This window comes from Nonomuraea monospora, from assembly GCF_039531895.1.
Taxonomy (GTDB): Bacteria; Actinomycetota; Actinomycetes; order Streptosporangiales; family Streptosporangiaceae; genus Nonomuraea; species Nonomuraea monospora.
The window spans coordinates 59,112-74,237 of record NZ_BAAAQX010000016.1 but is presented as its reverse complement, the minus strand read 5'-3'; the positions used below and the strand labels follow the sequence as shown (position 1 = coordinate 74,237).

Here is a 15,126-nt window from a genome sequence, read left to right as displayed (position 1 = left end):
TGACCTGGCCAAAGCTCGACTTACGACATTCCTTCAAGGCACAGATGCGTGCGAGAAACCCGTACAGCATGGCTGCGGCGCCCACCCACACCTTTCGCGAGGCTGCCGTCCTGTCAGCCGAAGGGCACCACCTTCACCCGCTGTAGAGCCAAGCTCAGGACCTCTACACGCTGATAAGCCGGACGCGGTTCCCGCACAGCCGTGCCATGTCATCGACGTCGGAGGTCAACATGGCCACCGGCCCAGGCTGACGCAGCGCCATCTCGGCGACCGTCGCGTCGATCGCGTGCTTGTGTCCGTGCAGTCCTGCGACCTTGAGCAGTTGAGCGGATGCCTTCGCCGCAGCCTTGGTCACCGGCTCTACCTTGATGTGGGAAAGCACCCACTGCAACCGGGACAGGTTCACCCGTTCGTGGCTGACCTCCACGATGGTGTTGGCGCCTATGACGAGGTCGGCGCCCATCGCGTGAAAGACCTGGAACATCGCCAGAGTCTTCCGGTCCCCCGCAACCCAGGCCGACAGTCCCTGGGCGTCGAGGACGACGGTCTCTACATGATCGATCATGCCGCACTCGAGGAGCCGAAGGCGTCGGGTGTTCCGAAGATCCGAGAGCGCGCCTGGGCCAGTTCCTCCTCGGTGAACTCTCCGAATTCTTCCTGGTGCCGACGTAGATCGGCACCCAAGAGCTCATGCCGGAGCTGACGAGCCACCGCCTCGGCAACATAGCCGGAGATGTTGTCGGTAAGCTTTTTCAACTCCGCGACTTGGTCAGCCGGCAGCGTCACTGTGATGCGCGTTGTGTCCGCCATACGAGAAGCATACTGCGGTATGCGCGATCCGACCTAGCCTTTCGGCAAAGCCGCCATGAAAGGTGAGGCGTTGTGCCATCTGCTCAAACTCGCCACCCCTGGCGGCTGATCGACACTGCTCACCCATACGCACTAACGCAGGTGGAAAACGCCCTTCTCGGTACGCATCTTCCCCATCCGCGCCACAGCCACATAAGTCCCCGGCAACGCGGTAGAAGACGCGGACCGGCAGTCGGCGCTGGACCGCCGCCGATCCCACTCCAGCGACCGCACGTACGGCACCCCCCGCTGCAACTCAGCGACCTCGGTCCCCGCCCCGCTCACACAGTCGGCCGTGGACCAGATGCGGTCGGCGCCCGAGGTGATCCGGACCTCCATGGCGCGCGGCCCGATGTCGGCCTTGCACATGACCGAGCCGGTGTTCACCAGCGTGACCAGGAAGGTGGGACGGGAGCCGGCGGCGAAGATCTGCTCCTTGCCGCCCTGGAGGCTGAGGACGAGGTCCTTCTCCTGGCAGGGCTCCCCCGGTTTCCTGGGCCGCTCGGAGGGGGCCGCCTTGGGGGTGGGCGTGGGGGACGGGCTGGCGGTGCCCATGGCGAGGGTGCGCAGGCCGGCGAGGAGCGGGTCGGCGGCCGGTGTCGGCTGCGCGCTGGTGCTCGCGCTCGGTGAGGACTGCGCGCTGGACGAACGTTCGGGGCCGCTGCCGCCGCTGGAGCACGCCCACGCCACAACGGCCACCACGACGAGCACCGCCACCAGCACGCTCATCCGGCGGCGCCAGTAGATGTCACCGCCGTCGCCACGCATCGTATCCGGGTCCATACAGCACAGGATGGTGAGCGGGCAACGACAGTGAGTGACGACACGCCGATGGATGGCATCTCCTGGAACGTCGGCGCGCCAAGGGTTGGCATCGCCCCCTACGCTTGACCGCGTGGTTGAGCCGAACGTCCTGCACACCGCCGTTCTCGACTGGTACGAGGACAACGCCCGGGATCTGCCGTGGCGGGCGCCCGACGCGACCCCGTGGGGCGTGCTGGTGAGCGAGATCATGTTGCAGCAGACGCCGGTCGTCCGCGTGCTGCCGATCTGGCACGAGTGGATGGAGCGCTGGCCCACTCCGAAGGCGCTGGCCGCCGAGCAGCCCGGCGAGGCCGTTCGCCACTGGGGGCGGCTCGGTTACCCGCGCCGGGCGCTGCGGCTGCACGCGTGCGCGCGCGCCATCACCGACGAGCACGGCGGCGAGGTGCCGTCCGACCATGCGACGCTGCTGGCGCTGCCCGGCATCGGCGAGTACACGGCCGCCGCCGTCGCCAGTTTCGCGTTCGGCGGGCGGCACGCGGTGCTGGACACGAACGTGCGGCGGGTGTTCGCCAGGGCGGTGCGCGCCGAGGAGTACCCGCCGGTCGCCACCTCGGCGGCCGAGCGGCGGCTGGCGGAGAGCCTGCTGCCCGAGCTGGGCGCGGCCCGCTGGGGTGTGGCCGTGATGGAGCTGGGGGCGCTGGTGTGCTCGGCGCGTGCGCCGCGCTGCGCCGACTGTCCGATCACGCATGTGTGCGAGTGGCGGCTGGCGGGCAAGCCGCCACACGCCGGGCCCGCGCGCAAGGGGCAGACGTACGCGGGGACCGACCGTCAGTGCCGGGGGCGGTTGCTGGCGGTGTTGCGTGAGGCGCACGGGCCGGTGCCGAAGATGGCGCTGGACGTGGTGTGGGATGACGCGGTGCAGCGGGAGCGGGCCCTGGACGGGCTGGTGGCCGATGGGCTGGCCGAGGCGCTCGACGACGGCACGTACCGGCTGCCGCACTCCTCCTGACGGCTCCGCGCGCCGCCGATCCCACGCGCCCTAACGGACCCAGGGCGGCACGAGCCGCTCGTCATCCTTCGGAGCCAGATCGCAGGCGTCCGCCTCCGACACCCCACCCGGGTTGTAGACCTGAGCCCCGGGCGGAGCGACCACCACGGAAACGAACCCCCGCTCCCCATCGGCGAACATCCGCCGGCTCACATCCGCGGGCAACACCATCGTGTCGCCCGCGGACACCTCGTACCGCTCCCCGCCCAGCTCGACCACGGCACGCCCGTCGAGCCACGTCCACACCAGCTCGGCGTCGAACGCGTGCACCGGCCCCACCATCCCCGGCTTGGCGTCCACCCGCCACATGGCGACCTGCCCGGCGGCGCCCTGCGAGGGGGACGCGAGCGTGGTCATGACCCCGTTCGGGGTCTCGATCCTGCGGGAGTCTGCTCCCGGAACAACGGTCATCGTCGATCTCCTCTCAAACGATCCACGGCGGAACGCCGAACTCGACGCCGTCGGGGCCGAAGGCTCGGGCCCCACCCGGCGCGGTGACGAGAGCGGTGTAGCCGGTGCCGGGGTCGGCCAGGACCCGGCGTACCGTGCGGGCGGGCATCACGACGGTGTCGCCGGCGGTGACGGTGTACGTCTCCCCGCCCAGCTCGACGGTCGCCGCCCCGGCCACCCAGCTCCACACCTGCTCACTGTCGAAGTCGTGCACGGGCCCCACGGCTCCCGCCCTGGCCTCGACCTTCCACAGGGACCGCGTGGCCCCTCCCTGCGCCGGCGAGGCGAGCGTCGTCATGACGCCCCCCGGAGTCTCCGACCGGCGCGCCTCGGCGTCACGGATGACGGTCACGGCGCCGCACCCCCTAAGATAGGCAACTACGTTGTCCATATAGTTAACCAGGTTGTCTATCGTGTCAAGCTATGTTCCCGGTTTCGAGCTGCCCCTGCGCCTGCTGCTCGCGTTCAGGCTGCTGATCGACGAGCTGCACGCCGAGCTGGGCAGGCAGGGCCATCCGGACCTGCGGCCCATGCACGGCTTCGTCATGCAGGCCATCGGCCCCGACGGCACCACCGCCGTCGAGCTGGGCCGTACGCTGGGCGTCTCCAAACAGGCGGCGGGAAAGACCATCGAGACCCTCGAACGCATCGGCTACGTCGAACGCACCACCGACGCCCGCGACACCAGACGCAAGATCGTGCGCCTGACCCCGTTCGGCCTGGACGCCCTCGACCGCTCGGCCCGCATCTTCGACGCCCTGCGCGCCCGCTGGTCGGCCGAGCTCGGCGAGGACCGGCTGCGCGAGCTGGAAGCCGACCTGCGCAGGATGACCCCGGGCAACCCGTGGCGTCTCGACATGCCCGGCTGGTTCGGCAACCTCTGACCACACCCGGAGGAACTTCTGTGCCGGGGCGCACAGATTTCCCCGCCAGGCGGGATTCATCCTTGGCGGCATGACCAGTCCCAGCTCGCGGCTGGGAGCCGCGATCGTAGCGGGCGCACTGCTCGCGACAGCACCCCTGACGGCGTCCTCCGCGGCCACCACCCACCTCACCGAGGAACGCGGCGGCGAAGCCGCCACGAGAACGGGCACGGACGTGCGGGAGCTGCGCCGCACCCTGAACGCCATCCACGAAGCCGGCATGTACGGCGTCTACTCCCAGGCCACCAACGGCCCCTGGCACTGGCAAGGCGCCGCGGGCGTGGCCGACACCCGGACCCACCGCCCGGTACGCCCCGACATGCTCCACCGAGCCGGCAGCACCACCAAGACCTTCACCGCGGTAGCCGTCCTGCAACAGGTCCGCCACGGCAGGATCGGCCTGGACCACCCCATCGGCGACTACCTGCCGGACCTGATCGCAGGCGACCGAGGCACTCAGATCACCGTCCGCATGCTGCTCAACCACACCAGCCACATCGCCAACTACACCGACACGCTGTTCCCCACACTGGAGCACCTGGACGAGTACCGCTTCCACAGCTTCACCCCGCAGGAGCTGGTACGCAGAGGATTAGAAGCCCCCGCCAGCGGCCAGCCCGGAGCCCTCCCCGGCAGGTACTCCAACACCGGTTACATCATCCTGGGCCTGCTGCTGGAGAAGGTGACGGGCGTACGAGCAGAGCGCTACATCACCGACCACGTGATCCACAAGGCGGGCCTGCGGCACACGTTCTTCCCGCGCACCCCGCACCTCACAGGCCCGCACTCCAGGGCGTACGAGTCGGCGGGCGGAGCGCTGGACCCGCCCAAGGACTACAGCGTCTACGACATGTCCTGGCTCTGGACGGCAGGCGCGCTGGTCTCCACGATGGACGACCTCAACCGCTTCTACCGCCTCCTGCTACGCGGCGAACTGCTCGACCCCGCCCTGCTCGCCGAGATGAAACAGACCGTCCCCATCATGGACGGCGCGCTCCCCCGCCAGTACGGCCTGGGCCTCTTCCACGAGCGGCTGGCCTGCGACTTCTGGGGCCACGACGGGCGCGTCCTCGGCATGGAGACGGCCTCCTGGTCCACCCCGGACGGCGCCCGCCAGGTCTCCTTCGGCTACAACCGCAGCGGGTACCCGTTCCTCACCGGGACCGGCGAGCTGAACCCGATCATCGTGGCCGGCCTGGAACACCTCTCGACGGCGGTGTGCGGAACGGCGGCGAGCTAGGCCGCGAGCTGCAGCCCCAGGCTGGTGAGGTTGGTCCGCGCCCACGCCAGCTCCTCGGCCAGCATCGACACCAGCGCCCCCGGCCCCTTGGCCCGGCCGGGTACGAGCAGGTTGTGCGTCTCGACCTCGATGTGGGCGCTGCCGCTGACCGCGCCCGACAGCATGGCCGTGAGCGTGTCCTGGAGGACGCCGCCCGTGCCGGGCGTCTCGCCGGTGTGGTTGTGCACGTGGCCCAGCTTGACCACGGGCGCCCCTGCCTCGGCCAGGCCCTTGAGCGCCGCGCCCGGCTCGCCGGCGTCGCAGGCGAGGTGGCAGGCGTCCAGGCAGACGCCGAGGTGCTCGGAGTCGATGCCGCACACCCGCTCCAGCGCCTGCTCGGTCGTCTCCAGGACGCAGCCGGGCCACGGCTCGAAGCCGACCCTGATGGTCTTGCCGGTGGTGCTGTAGATGCCGCGCAGCTCGCGGGCCAGCCGCTCCAGCCGGCGGGTGGCGATGGCGTGCAGGTCGGCGGGCCAGTCGCGGCGCCAGCCGATGGGGATGGTGGAGATGCTGCCGAAGCGCACGTCCTCGGGGAGCAGGAACGCCAGGATCTTGGCCAGCGCCATCGTGTAGCGGTAGCGCTCGGGCTTGGCCCAGTCGGGGCCGGGCACGTCCGCGTTGCGTCCGCCGGTGCCGTTGAGGCTGACGACCTCCAGGCCGCGCTCCTCCAGGGAGCGGCGCAGGCGTACCAGCTCGATGCGGTCGGCCGTGAGGTGGTCGGCCACGGTCGGCGACAGCCACAGCCCGATCCCCATCCGCTCGACACCCAGCCGCTTGCGCACCGGCACCGCGTAGCGGGTCAGGTGAGCGATGAGGTTCTCCAGGTCCTCAGCGGGGTGGACGCCTGCGTTGTAGGCGAGGTGAACGAGCGTTCCGTCATCGTGACGCAGGCGCATCGGTTTCCTCCAGGGCTTGCATTAGTGTTCCCGTCGCCCGCCTCGGACGTGCAGGCCCCCAGCTTGGGAGCGCGCTCTTGTGGCTCACTTGGATGAGACTTGGCGAAGCTCTACGCAGTGTAGTACTACTCGCGGTGGTGGTATACCCGCCCACCCAACAATTACGCAACGACGGCAACCTTCTCACTTCTCCACATCTGTGATGTGAAGATCTCCAAAGATGCCGTACGTGCCGCGCACGGCCCCCTCCGGGCGCTATCGGACACCAAGGCGACCTTGCCCCCATTCGGCACCTCCCGCGGGCTCAGCGGCGGCCTCAGAGCCGTCCCGTCCACAGCTATGACTGATCAGCCCGCCGAAATGTGACACCGGCCCGGCCCCATGAAGCGGGACCGGGCCGTCGGCGGGCTCAGGACAGGACGCCCTTGGCGCAATCCCCGAGGGTCTGGGGGCCGAGGACCTCGACCGGGATCGCCAGGACGTTCACCCCGCTGCTGCACAGCGGAATGGTGAGGCTGGTGGCGGCGTCCACGTCCAGGGGCGGTTGCACCCGCGCCCGCGCGGCAGGGGCGGGCAGCGCGAGGGGCAGGACCGCGGCGGCGAGGAGGAGCATGGCGAGACGGCTGGGGAAGCGGCGCATGGCGAGCCTTCCGTTGAGGATGTTCCTCATGGGGTGGTCCCCGCACGGGACCGTCACTTCCCGTCATTGACGGTCACGCTACGTTTGCCTGGCGGTCCGGCCCTCATCACCTTCGGACATGCGAAAAGCCCCCGCGCGAAGAGGCGCGGGGGCTTTCGTGTGACCCAGGGTCAGTTCTGGATCGGAGCGGCGATCGCGGCGGCCGAGTCCGGGATCTTCGAGGCGGACTCGCCCTTGAAGATGAACTTGGCGTTGTCGCCCTCGCCCTCGATCGTCACCTTCACGACCTGGCCGGGCCGGAGCTCGCCGTACAGGATCTTCTCCGACAGAGAGTCCTCCAGCTCGCGTTGGATCGTACGGCGCAGCGGCCGGGCGCCCATGACGGGGTCGTAGCCGCGGTCGGCCAGGAGCTGCTTGGCCTCGGGCGAGACGTCGAGCCCCATGTCGCGGTCCTTCAGCCTGGAGTCCACCTGGGCGAGCATCAGATCGACGATCTTGATGATCTCGTTCGGCGTGAGCTGGTGGAAGACCACGATGTCGTCGACACGGTTGAGGAACTCGGGCCGGAAGTGCTGCTTGAGCTCCTCCTGGACCTTGGACTTCATCCGGTCGTAGTTGGAGTCGGCGTCGTTGGACTTCGCGAACCCGACCCCGATGCCCTTGGAGATGTCGCGGGTGCCGAGGTTGGTGGTCATGATGATGACCGTGTTCTTGAAGTCGACCACGCGGCCCTGGGCGTCGGTCAGGCGACCGTCTTCCAGGATCTGCAGCAGCGAGTTGAAGATGTCGGGGTGGGCCTTCTCGATCTCGTCGAACAGGACCACGGAGAACGGCTTGCGCCGCACCTTCTCGGTGAGCTGGCCGCCCTCCTCGTAGCCGACGTAGCCGGGAGGCGAGCCGAACAGCCTGGAGACGGTGTGCTTCTCCATGAACTCCGACATGTCCAGGCTGATCAGAGCGTCTTCGTCGCCGAAGAGGAACTCCGCCAGAGCCTTGGACAGCTCGGTCTTACCGACGCCGGACGGGCCGGCGAAGATGAACGAGCCACCGGGACGGCGCGGGTCCTTCAGGCCGGCGCGGGTACGCCGGATGGAGCGCGACAGGCCCTTGATGGCGTCGTCCTGGCCGATGATCCGCTTGTGGAGCTCGTCCTCCATGCGGAGCAGGCGCTGCGACTCCTCCTCGGTCAGCTTGAAGACCGGGATGCCGGTGGCGGTCGCCAGGACCTCGGCGATGAGCTCCTGAGTGACCTCGGCCACGACGTCCATGTCGCCGGCCTTCCACTCCTTCTCCCGCCGCTCGCGCTTGAGCTGGAGCTGCTTCTCCTGGTCACGGAGGGCAGCCGCCTTCTCGAAGTCCTGCGCGTCGATCGCGGACTCCTTGTCGCGGCGGACGTTGGCGATCTTCTCGTCGTACTCGCGCAGGTCCGGCGGAGCGGTCATCCTGCGGATGCGCATCCGGGAGCCGGCCTCGTCGATGAGGTCGATCGCCTTGTCGGGCAGGTAGCGGTCGCTGATGTAGCGGTCGGCCAGCTGCGCGGCGGCGACCAGCGCGTCGTCGGTGATCGACACGCGGTGGTGCGCCTCGTAGCGGTCGCGCAGACCCTTGAGGATCTCGATCGTGTGGCTGAGTGAGGGCTCGGCCACCTGGATCGGCTGGAAGCGCCGCTCAAGCGCCGCGTCCTTCTCCAGGTACTTGCGGTACTCGTCGAGCGTGGTCGCGCCGATCGTCTGCAGCTCACCGCGGGCCAGCATCGGCTTGAGGATGCTGGCGGCGTCGATCGCGCCCTCGGCGGCGCCCGCACCCACGAGCGTGTGCAACTCGTCGATGAACAGGATGATGTCGCCGCGCGTGCGGATCTCCTTCAGCACCTTCTTCAGGCGCTCCTCGAAGTCACCGCGGTAGCGGGAGCCGGCGACCAGGGCGCCGAGGTCAAGCGTGTAGAGCTGCTTGTCCTTCAGCGTCTCGGGCACCTCGCCCCTGACGATCTTCTGCGACAGGCCCTCGACGACGGCGGTCTTGCCGACGCCGGGCTCGCCGATGAGAACGGGGTTGTTCTTGGTCCTGCGGGACAGGACCTGCATGACCCGCTCGATCTCCTTCTCACGGCCGATGACCGGATCCAGCTTGCCCTCGCGGGCGGCCTGGGTCAGGTTACGGCCGAACTGGTCGAGCACCAGGGAGGTCGACGGGGCCGACTCCTGCGGACCGCCCGCCGCGGCCGGCTCCTTGCCCTGGTAACCGTGGAGCAACTGGATGACCTGCTGCCGGACACGGTTGAGATCAGCTCCAAGCTTGACCAGCACCTGGGCCGCCACACCCTCACCCTCGCGGATGAGCCCGAGCAGGATGTGCTCGGTGCCGATGTAGTTGTGACCCAGCTGCAAAGCCTCACGGAGCGACAGCTCGAGGACCTTCTTGGCCCGCGGGGTGAACGGAATGTGCCCCGACGGAGCCGACTGGCCCTGGCCGATGATCTCCTCGACCTGCTGGCGCACACCCTCAAGGCTGATGCCGAGGCTCTCCAGAGCCTTGGCGGCCACGCCCTCACCTTCATGGATCAAGCCAAGAAGAATGTGCTCAGTGCCGATGTAGTTGTGGTTGAGCATCCTGGCCTCTTCTTGGGCCAAGACGACAACACGCCTCGCTCGGTCGGTGAACCTCTCGAACATCTCGTCGCTCCTCACAGAGCGGTCAGTCAGGCCGGTAAATCCGGTCCCGTCCTCCCGCATGCTAGCCCTGGCTCGGCGAACCGTGCCCACTGCCGCTGACACGCTCTATAACAGAGACGTTCCCCGAGAGCAGGGCGTTCACCCTCCATCCAACTACTGTTCGGGGGTGACGTGTTCCCGATACGCCGCAAGCGAACGATGTTTAGGACGCTTCACGGAAGCGGCTGTAATTGCCCCCCGCGACGCACGCGGACCCACACGGATCGTCCTTCGGACGCCTGGCGCGGAGCCGGCGCGGGGACGCCACTTTCGCCCCTGCATCTGAGATGCCGCGTCCGTATCTATTACGTCATCATCTTATGTCGCGGGCCGGACCAAGGCCAAGCGAGCACGCTACGCCCTGAGCACAACACGGCACACACCGCACATCGCCAGAAGCGCCATGCGAAAGCGGTATTCCGGGTGTGGCCGGGCGCGGCTACTGGTTACGGGCGGCCTGATACCGGGCGATGAGGTCGTCCACAGCCTGCGCGACCTTCTGCGGCTCGGCGCCGAGCCTGACCAGAGCCTGCACGGCGAACCCCGCGGCCTCCGGCGCAGCACCTGCCGCCCCGGCCTGAACCCCCGCGCCCGGCGCGCCAGGGGCGACACCGGCTCCCAGCGCCCCGGCGTGAATCGCGGTGCCTGCTGCCCCAGCCTGGGCCGCAGCGCCCCCAGCCTGGGCTGCGGCGCCCCCGGTCTGGACCGCAGCGCTCCCAGCTTGGACCGCAGTGCCCGCGTTGTCGCGGACGAGCGCCAGCAGCAGGTGCTCGGTGCCGATGTAGTCCAGCCCCCGCTCCAGCGACTCGCGGTTGGCCCGCTGCATCGCCTGCTGCGCCCCCTGCGAGAACGGCAGATGCCCCGAGGGCGCCTGCTCCCCCGTCCCGACGAGCTCCAGGACCTGACGGCGCGCCCCGTCCAGCCCGACGCCGAACCCCGCCAGGACCTGAGCGGCCACGGCCTCGCCCTCGCGGATCAGCCCGAGCAGGAGGTGCTCGGCGCCGATCTGGGGATGGCCGAGCGTCCTGGCCTCCTCCTGGGACAGGACGACCACCCGCCGCGCCCGGTCGGTGAACTTCTCGAACAACTCGCCGCTCCTCACTAGCAGTCGGTAGGGCCGGACAATGCGCCCATCCTTCCGCATCCAGCCGAGCGGACGACAATTCACGATCTTGGCGGCAAAGGATCATCCGCGCCGCCGGCCGCGCGCATCCCGTACAGACGGTAATCAGTAATCCCGCCCCATCCGGTCAGCCGGGTTACCGGACCGGTCGGCGGCATAGACGCTCAAGGGCGACGGCATTGTGCGCTAGAACCGGCATTGTGCGAGGGATACGGGCTACTTGCCGCTTATGCCCGGCTCCCTGTCATACGGTGAGCGGGTAATCGGGGAGCCTGGGGCGATGAGGTTTTCCGCGACCGCCGGGCCGGCCGGAGCCCGGCTTAAGCGTTACAGCGAGTGAAGAGCTCCGCGGAAATTTTCGTATGGCCCGTTCCATGGGCGCGGCGTGCTCGGTGCGGCGGGCGACAACCTCCGCGCGGGATCTCAATGCCCGCCGCACGAGCCAATGCGGGCGGCCGACGCCCGGTTCGTACGCGCGAGCGTACGTTGAATGAGGCATGGCCGCCCCACACGGCATTCGCGCCCGCCGCCATCGCATAAGCCGGCGACCCGTCGGTGAAACGGCGCCGAGGACGGGGCAGGGAACGCGTGCGTCCAAAACGCCCACATATGGGCGCCAAGGAGATCATCTTCCGGAACGTCCCGCATTCTGGGACGCCAGAGAAACGATCATGCGCTTATGGCGGTCGCCGGGGTCCGAGGCGAGCATCATAAGCGCATGGTCGAGAGCCGACTCCTTAGTGAGCGGCTTCGTACTTCTCCACGACGGTGGAGGCGATGCGGCCGCGCTCGCTGACCGGCAGGCCGTGAGCCTTGGCCCACTGCCGGATCTCGGAGCTCTTCTCGCGGCTCATCGCACGGTTGCCGGCCCGGCCACGCCGGCGCGTGGGTACGGCGCCCGCCCTGCGCGCATGCTGCACGAAAGGCGTCAGAGCGTCCCTCAGCTTCTTCGCGTTAAGGTCGCTGAGGTCAATCTCATAGGTGGAGCCGTCAATAGCGAAGCTGACCGTCTCATTGGCCTCGCCCCCATCGAGGTCATCGATGAGAATCTCCTGGATCTGCTTGGCCATGTACGCAATCCTTTCGCGGAGCATTGTTTCATTCGCCTGCCCAAACATATACCCGGAAAGGCGTGGAGACAATTCAGCGCTACGGGGATTCGGCTGACTAGCCGATCAGTTCTGGCGCTCGGGCTGATCCTCGCGGTTTCGCCGGCCCCCCAGGGCCTCGGATCGGACCAACTTCACTACGCCAAAGATGAAGGCGCCGCCCACCACCACCGGGGGGATGAGCGCTGACAATACGTCTGTTAGGGCTTCCATTCGTCCTCGCCTCCACGGCTTGCGGGGTTTCGGGGGCGCAAAAAGCGCTGGGAGCGTGACCACGGGGATCCCGGTCCCTCATGACGCCCAGGGCGACAACCACCCGTACCCGACCATAGCGCCACACAGATGCCCTGCGTGTCGCAGGGGCGCCAACATCCGGCAACCCGGACGCCCCATAGCCTAATGCCAGTCTCTCCAGGCTCCTTACCGGATCAACCGAAAATTTGGCGAAAAGGCGTAGCCCCAGGTACGGGCAGCTCAGCGAAGATCTTTTACCACCCGCGTTCCCGCTGCCCTGTCGTGCGGGCCACGCTCCAGCGGCTTGTCGATGAGGATGAGCAACCCCACCCCGAACAGCAGCATTCCGGCCAGCAGATTGACGACCGGAATGCCCATGAGCATCACCGGGGCGGGATAGACCAGGGTCCGCTTGAGCAGATCGCGAGGCGGCAGGCCGTCCGGCGCCAGCCGAATCTTCATGATCGCCTTACCGAACGTCCGCCCGTGCCGGGAATGCGCCCACCAGTCGTAGCCCGCATATGCCAGCCCGGCGAGCAGCCACGCGAAGACTCCCGGCAGCCGCCCGCCGAAGACCTCGGCCATCCCGACAGTCCGGAAGAAGCCCCACAGCGCGATGAACAGAATGTAATAGAAGACCCCGAAGACGAGCGCTTCAATCAGCCGGGCGCCGAGCCGTTCCCACCATTCGGCGGGGAGCGTGTCGAGCCGCGGGGCCGTCCCGGCCATAACTGCCACCTCGTGTCGTCGGGGCTCGGGTCGCTAACTAATTCTGGTACAGGTCCACACACAAAACATAGGGGCCGGCTAGGCCGGCCCCTATGTCGCGTCCGCGGAAGGTTACTTGATCTTGACCACCACGGTGCCCGCGAACTTGTCCGCGAACGTCTGCTGCAGCGGCTTGTCCCAGAGCTGGGACGCGCCGTTCACGGCCACCGCCGCCCAGGCCAGCAGGCTGGGAAGGAGGACGATCGGGATGGCGTTGAAGATCCAGCCGCCCCAGGTGACCCCGGCGCGCTTGAGCGCCGCGTCGGACGGGAGCCCGCCGGGCTGTACCGCCTGACCCACCTGGACGACCTTGATGCCCATCACCATCTTGCCGACGGTCTGGCCCTTCGCCTTCAGCAGGAAGAAGTCGAAGGCGACCCAGAGCGCCGTCACGACGATCGCCGAGAAGATCGTCACGAGCGTCGCCGACAGGACTCCGCTACTGCTGCCGTCCACCGTGGAGTAGCTGGTGGCCAGGAACAGGCCGAAGATGATGCCGATGACGATGTTGAGGATGAACAGGATCACGAAGTCGATGATCCTGGCCACCAGTCGCTGCCACCACTCGGCGAGCGGCGCCGGCGCCCCGGGGGGCTGCACGCCGACCGGCTGGCCGTAGGCCTGCCCGTAGCCGGGCTGCTGGCCGTAGCCGCCCTGCCCGTACTGCTGCGGCTGCTGGCCGTAGCCCTGCTGACCGTACTGCTGGTCGTAGCCCTGCTGGCCGTAACCGGGCTGGGCGTAGCCGGGCTGGGACTGCTGCTGCTGTCCGTACTCCTGCTGGCCGTAGCCCTGCTGCTGCTGACCGTACTGGCCCTGCTGGCCGTAGTCCGGCTGGGACTGCGGCTGCTGACCGTACTGGGCCTGCTGGCCGTAGCCGGGCTGCGACTGCTGCTGCCCGTACTGCTGGCCGTAGTCGGGCTGCGACTGCTGCTGCTGCCCGTATTGCTGACCGTAGTCCGGCTGGGACTGCGGCTGCTGACCGTACTGAGCCTGCTGGCCGTAGCCGGGCTGCGACTGGGGCTGCTGGCCGTACTGCTGGCCGGAGGCCGGCTGCTGGCCGTAACCCTGCTGGCCTGAGGCCGGCTGCTGGCCGTAGCCCTGCTGCTGCCCGTAGCCCTGCTGGTCGCCGTACTGCTGGCCGTAGCCGGGCTGGGACTGCTGCTGCTGGCCGTAGCCCTGCTGCTGTTGCTGCCCGTAACCCTGCTGCTGGCCGTACTGAGCCTGCTGGCCGTAGCCGGGCTGGGACTGCTGCTGCTGGCCGTAGCCCTGCTGCTGCTGACCGTACTGCTGCTGGTCGTAGCCCTGCTGCCCGTAGCCCTGCTGCTGGCCGTGCTGGGGTTGCTGGCCATAGCCCTGCTGCTGGCCGTAGCCCTGCTGCTGCTGGCCATACTGGGGCTGCTGACCGTAGGCGTCGTCCGCCCGGTAGCCGACCACAGTCACGTCCGGGTCGGGCTCGCCGGGGTGGCGGCCCGCGTTCTGCTGCCCGTAAGGGGGATTCTCGCCGGATTCGTCCTGTGGATACGGCGGCTGTCCGGTGCTCACCGTGTCACCTCGCTTCGAGTGCGCATGTGGCACGTGTCAGGACACATGCCTGTGCTGCCCAACGTATCGACATAGGTATCAACAATCACCTTTCCATCTGGTCAAGGTCCGCGTCACCCGATGTCAGATGGAGCAGCATGCGGGTGTTGCCCAGGGTGTTCGGTTTGACGTGTTCCAGGTCGAGGAACTCCGCCACGCCCTCGTCGTACGAGGCCAGGAGTTCGGCGTACACCTCTGGTGAGACCGGCGTGCCCTGAATCGGGCGAAAGCCGTGCCTCGCGAAGAAGTCGACCTCAAAAGTCAGACAGAATACACGTCGCAGACCCAGATCCTTGGCGTGCTGTATCAGTGCCGAGACGATCCGATGGCCGACGCCCATGCCGCGGCACGCGGGATCCACGGCTACGGTGCGGACCTCGGCGAGGTCCTCCCACAACACGTGGAGCGCGCCACAGCCGACAACCTGCCCGCCCAGCTCTGCCACCCAGAACTCCTGCACGTCCTCGTACAGGGTCACGGTGGCCTTCTCCAGGAGCCGCGGGCCCGCGCCCGCGTAGGTGTCGACCAGACGCCTGACCGTCCGCACGTCGGGCGTGCGGGCACGCCGGACCACCACCGCGGTCTCGGGCCCGGTCTCGGACGTTCTCAGCTCGGCCACCTGCTCCATGGCTCTCCAGAGTACAGATGTCATTACGGCTCAGACTTAACTCCCATGTCTCGCCCCATCCTGTTACATCAGGTGGCCATATGAGCACGCTTCCCGCATCCGGCTGAAGCCGCAACGAAGGG

Annotated in this window: 16 protein-coding genes; 3 read left to right on the top strand and 13 right to left on the bottom strand. The window is 68.2% G+C overall.

Translation table 11 applies throughout. The annotated features are described in order from the left end of the window. Positions 1–163: 163 nt before the first annotated feature. The 3 genes from ABD331_RS28945 to ABD331_RS28935 all read right to left on the bottom strand — a co-directional run bounded on the left by ABD331_RS28945 (position 164) and on the right by ABD331_RS28935 (position 1,632). Positions 164–565, bottom strand: coding sequence for a DNA-binding protein (locus ABD331_RS28945; protein ID WP_344481136.1), 402 nt, complete (start codon positions 563–565; stop codon positions 164–166). Then, a complete protein-coding gene (locus ABD331_RS28940) occupies positions 562–810 on the bottom strand; it encodes a type II toxin-antitoxin system CcdA family antitoxin (protein WP_344481133.1) in 249 nt (82 codons plus the stop codon). The genes ABD331_RS28945 and ABD331_RS28940 overlap by 4 nt, the downstream gene beginning before the upstream one ends. Before the next feature lie 132 nt (positions 811–942). After that, the gene (locus ABD331_RS28935; RefSeq protein ID WP_344481131.1) at positions 943–1,632 is read right to left on the bottom strand and encodes a hypothetical protein; all 690 of its coding nucleotides are present in this window, start codon (positions 1,630–1,632) and stop codon (positions 943–945) included. Positions 1,633–1,861: 229 nt separating this feature from the next. Between ABD331_RS28935 and ABD331_RS28930 the strand changes: the two genes are divergently transcribed. Continuing rightward, positions 1,862–2,623: an HhH-GPD family protein gene (locus ABD331_RS28930; protein ID WP_425566071.1), complete on the top strand. Its 762-nt coding sequence runs from the start codon at positions 1,862–1,864 to the stop codon at positions 2,621–2,623. 30 nt (positions 2,624–2,653) lie between these two features. Here ABD331_RS28930 and ABD331_RS28925 read toward each other — a convergent pair whose 3' ends face one another. Then, positions 2,654–3,073: a cupin domain-containing protein gene (locus ABD331_RS28925; RefSeq protein WP_344481125.1), complete on the bottom strand. Its 420-nt coding sequence runs from the start codon at positions 3,071–3,073 to the stop codon at positions 2,654–2,656. Positions 3,074–3,086: 13 nt separating this feature from the next. Next, complete coding sequence (locus ABD331_RS28920) at positions 3,087–3,464, bottom strand: cupin domain-containing protein (protein WP_344481123.1); 378 nt, start codon at positions 3,462–3,464, stop codon at positions 3,087–3,089. Between the two features lie 61 nt (positions 3,465–3,525). On the opposite strand from ABD331_RS28920, the gene ABD331_RS28915 reads away from it, so the two are divergent. Then, positions 3,526–3,996, top strand: coding sequence for a MarR family winged helix-turn-helix transcriptional regulator (locus ABD331_RS28915; RefSeq protein WP_344481120.1), 471 nt, complete (start codon positions 3,526–3,528; stop codon positions 3,994–3,996). Between the two features lie 70 nt (positions 3,997–4,066). After that, positions 4,067–5,275, top strand: a complete 1,209-nt coding sequence (locus ABD331_RS28910) for a serine hydrolase domain-containing protein (protein ID WP_344481118.1) — start codon at positions 4,067–4,069, stop codon at positions 5,273–5,275. On the opposite strand, the gene ABD331_RS28905 is transcribed toward ABD331_RS28910, so the two are convergent. The 8 genes from ABD331_RS28905 to ABD331_RS28870 all read right to left on the bottom strand — a co-directional run bounded on the left by ABD331_RS28905 (position 5,272) and on the right by ABD331_RS28870 (position 15,004). Continuing rightward, positions 5,272–6,210 (bottom strand): sugar phosphate isomerase/epimerase family protein, encoded by a 939-nt coding sequence (locus tag ABD331_RS28905; protein ID WP_344481116.1) that lies wholly within the window; start codon positions 6,208–6,210, stop codon positions 5,272–5,274. The genes ABD331_RS28910 and ABD331_RS28905 overlap by 4 nt on opposite strands. A gap of 409 nt (positions 6,211–6,619) precedes the next feature. Continuing rightward, positions 6,620–6,880, bottom strand: coding sequence for a hypothetical protein (locus ABD331_RS28900; protein WP_344481114.1), 261 nt, complete (start codon positions 6,878–6,880; stop codon positions 6,620–6,622). A gap of 140 nt (positions 6,881–7,020) precedes the next feature. Next, positions 7,021–9,522 carry an ATP-dependent Clp protease ATP-binding subunit gene (locus ABD331_RS28895; RefSeq protein ID WP_344481111.1) on the bottom strand — a complete coding sequence of 834 codons (2,502 nt, stop codon included), beginning with the start codon at positions 9,520–9,522 and terminating at the stop codon, positions 7,021–7,023. Between the two features lie 478 nt (positions 9,523–10,000). Next, positions 10,001–10,648 carry a Clp protease N-terminal domain-containing protein gene (locus ABD331_RS28890; RefSeq protein WP_344481108.1) on the bottom strand — a complete coding sequence of 216 codons (648 nt, stop codon included), beginning with the start codon at positions 10,646–10,648 and terminating at the stop codon, positions 10,001–10,003. Positions 10,649–11,421: 773 nt separating this feature from the next. After that, a complete protein-coding gene (locus tag ABD331_RS28885) occupies positions 11,422–11,754 on the bottom strand; it encodes a histone-like nucleoid-structuring protein Lsr2 (RefSeq protein WP_344481106.1) in 333 nt (110 codons plus the stop codon). A gap of 513 nt (positions 11,755–12,267) precedes the next feature. Then, complete coding sequence (locus ABD331_RS28880; protein ID WP_344481104.1) at positions 12,268–12,756, bottom strand: RDD family protein; 489 nt, start codon at positions 12,754–12,756, stop codon at positions 12,268–12,270. A gap of 111 nt (positions 12,757–12,867) precedes the next feature. After that, the gene (locus ABD331_RS28875) at positions 12,868–14,337 is read right to left on the bottom strand and encodes an RDD family protein (RefSeq protein ID WP_344481101.1); all 1,470 of its coding nucleotides are present in this window, start codon (positions 14,335–14,337) and stop codon (positions 12,868–12,870) included. A gap of 85 nt (positions 14,338–14,422) precedes the next feature. Then, positions 14,423–15,004 carry an amino-acid N-acetyltransferase gene (locus tag ABD331_RS28870; protein WP_148438925.1) on the bottom strand — a complete coding sequence of 194 codons (582 nt, stop codon included), beginning with the start codon at positions 15,002–15,004 and terminating at the stop codon, positions 14,423–14,425. Positions 15,005–15,126: the final 122 nt, after the last annotated feature.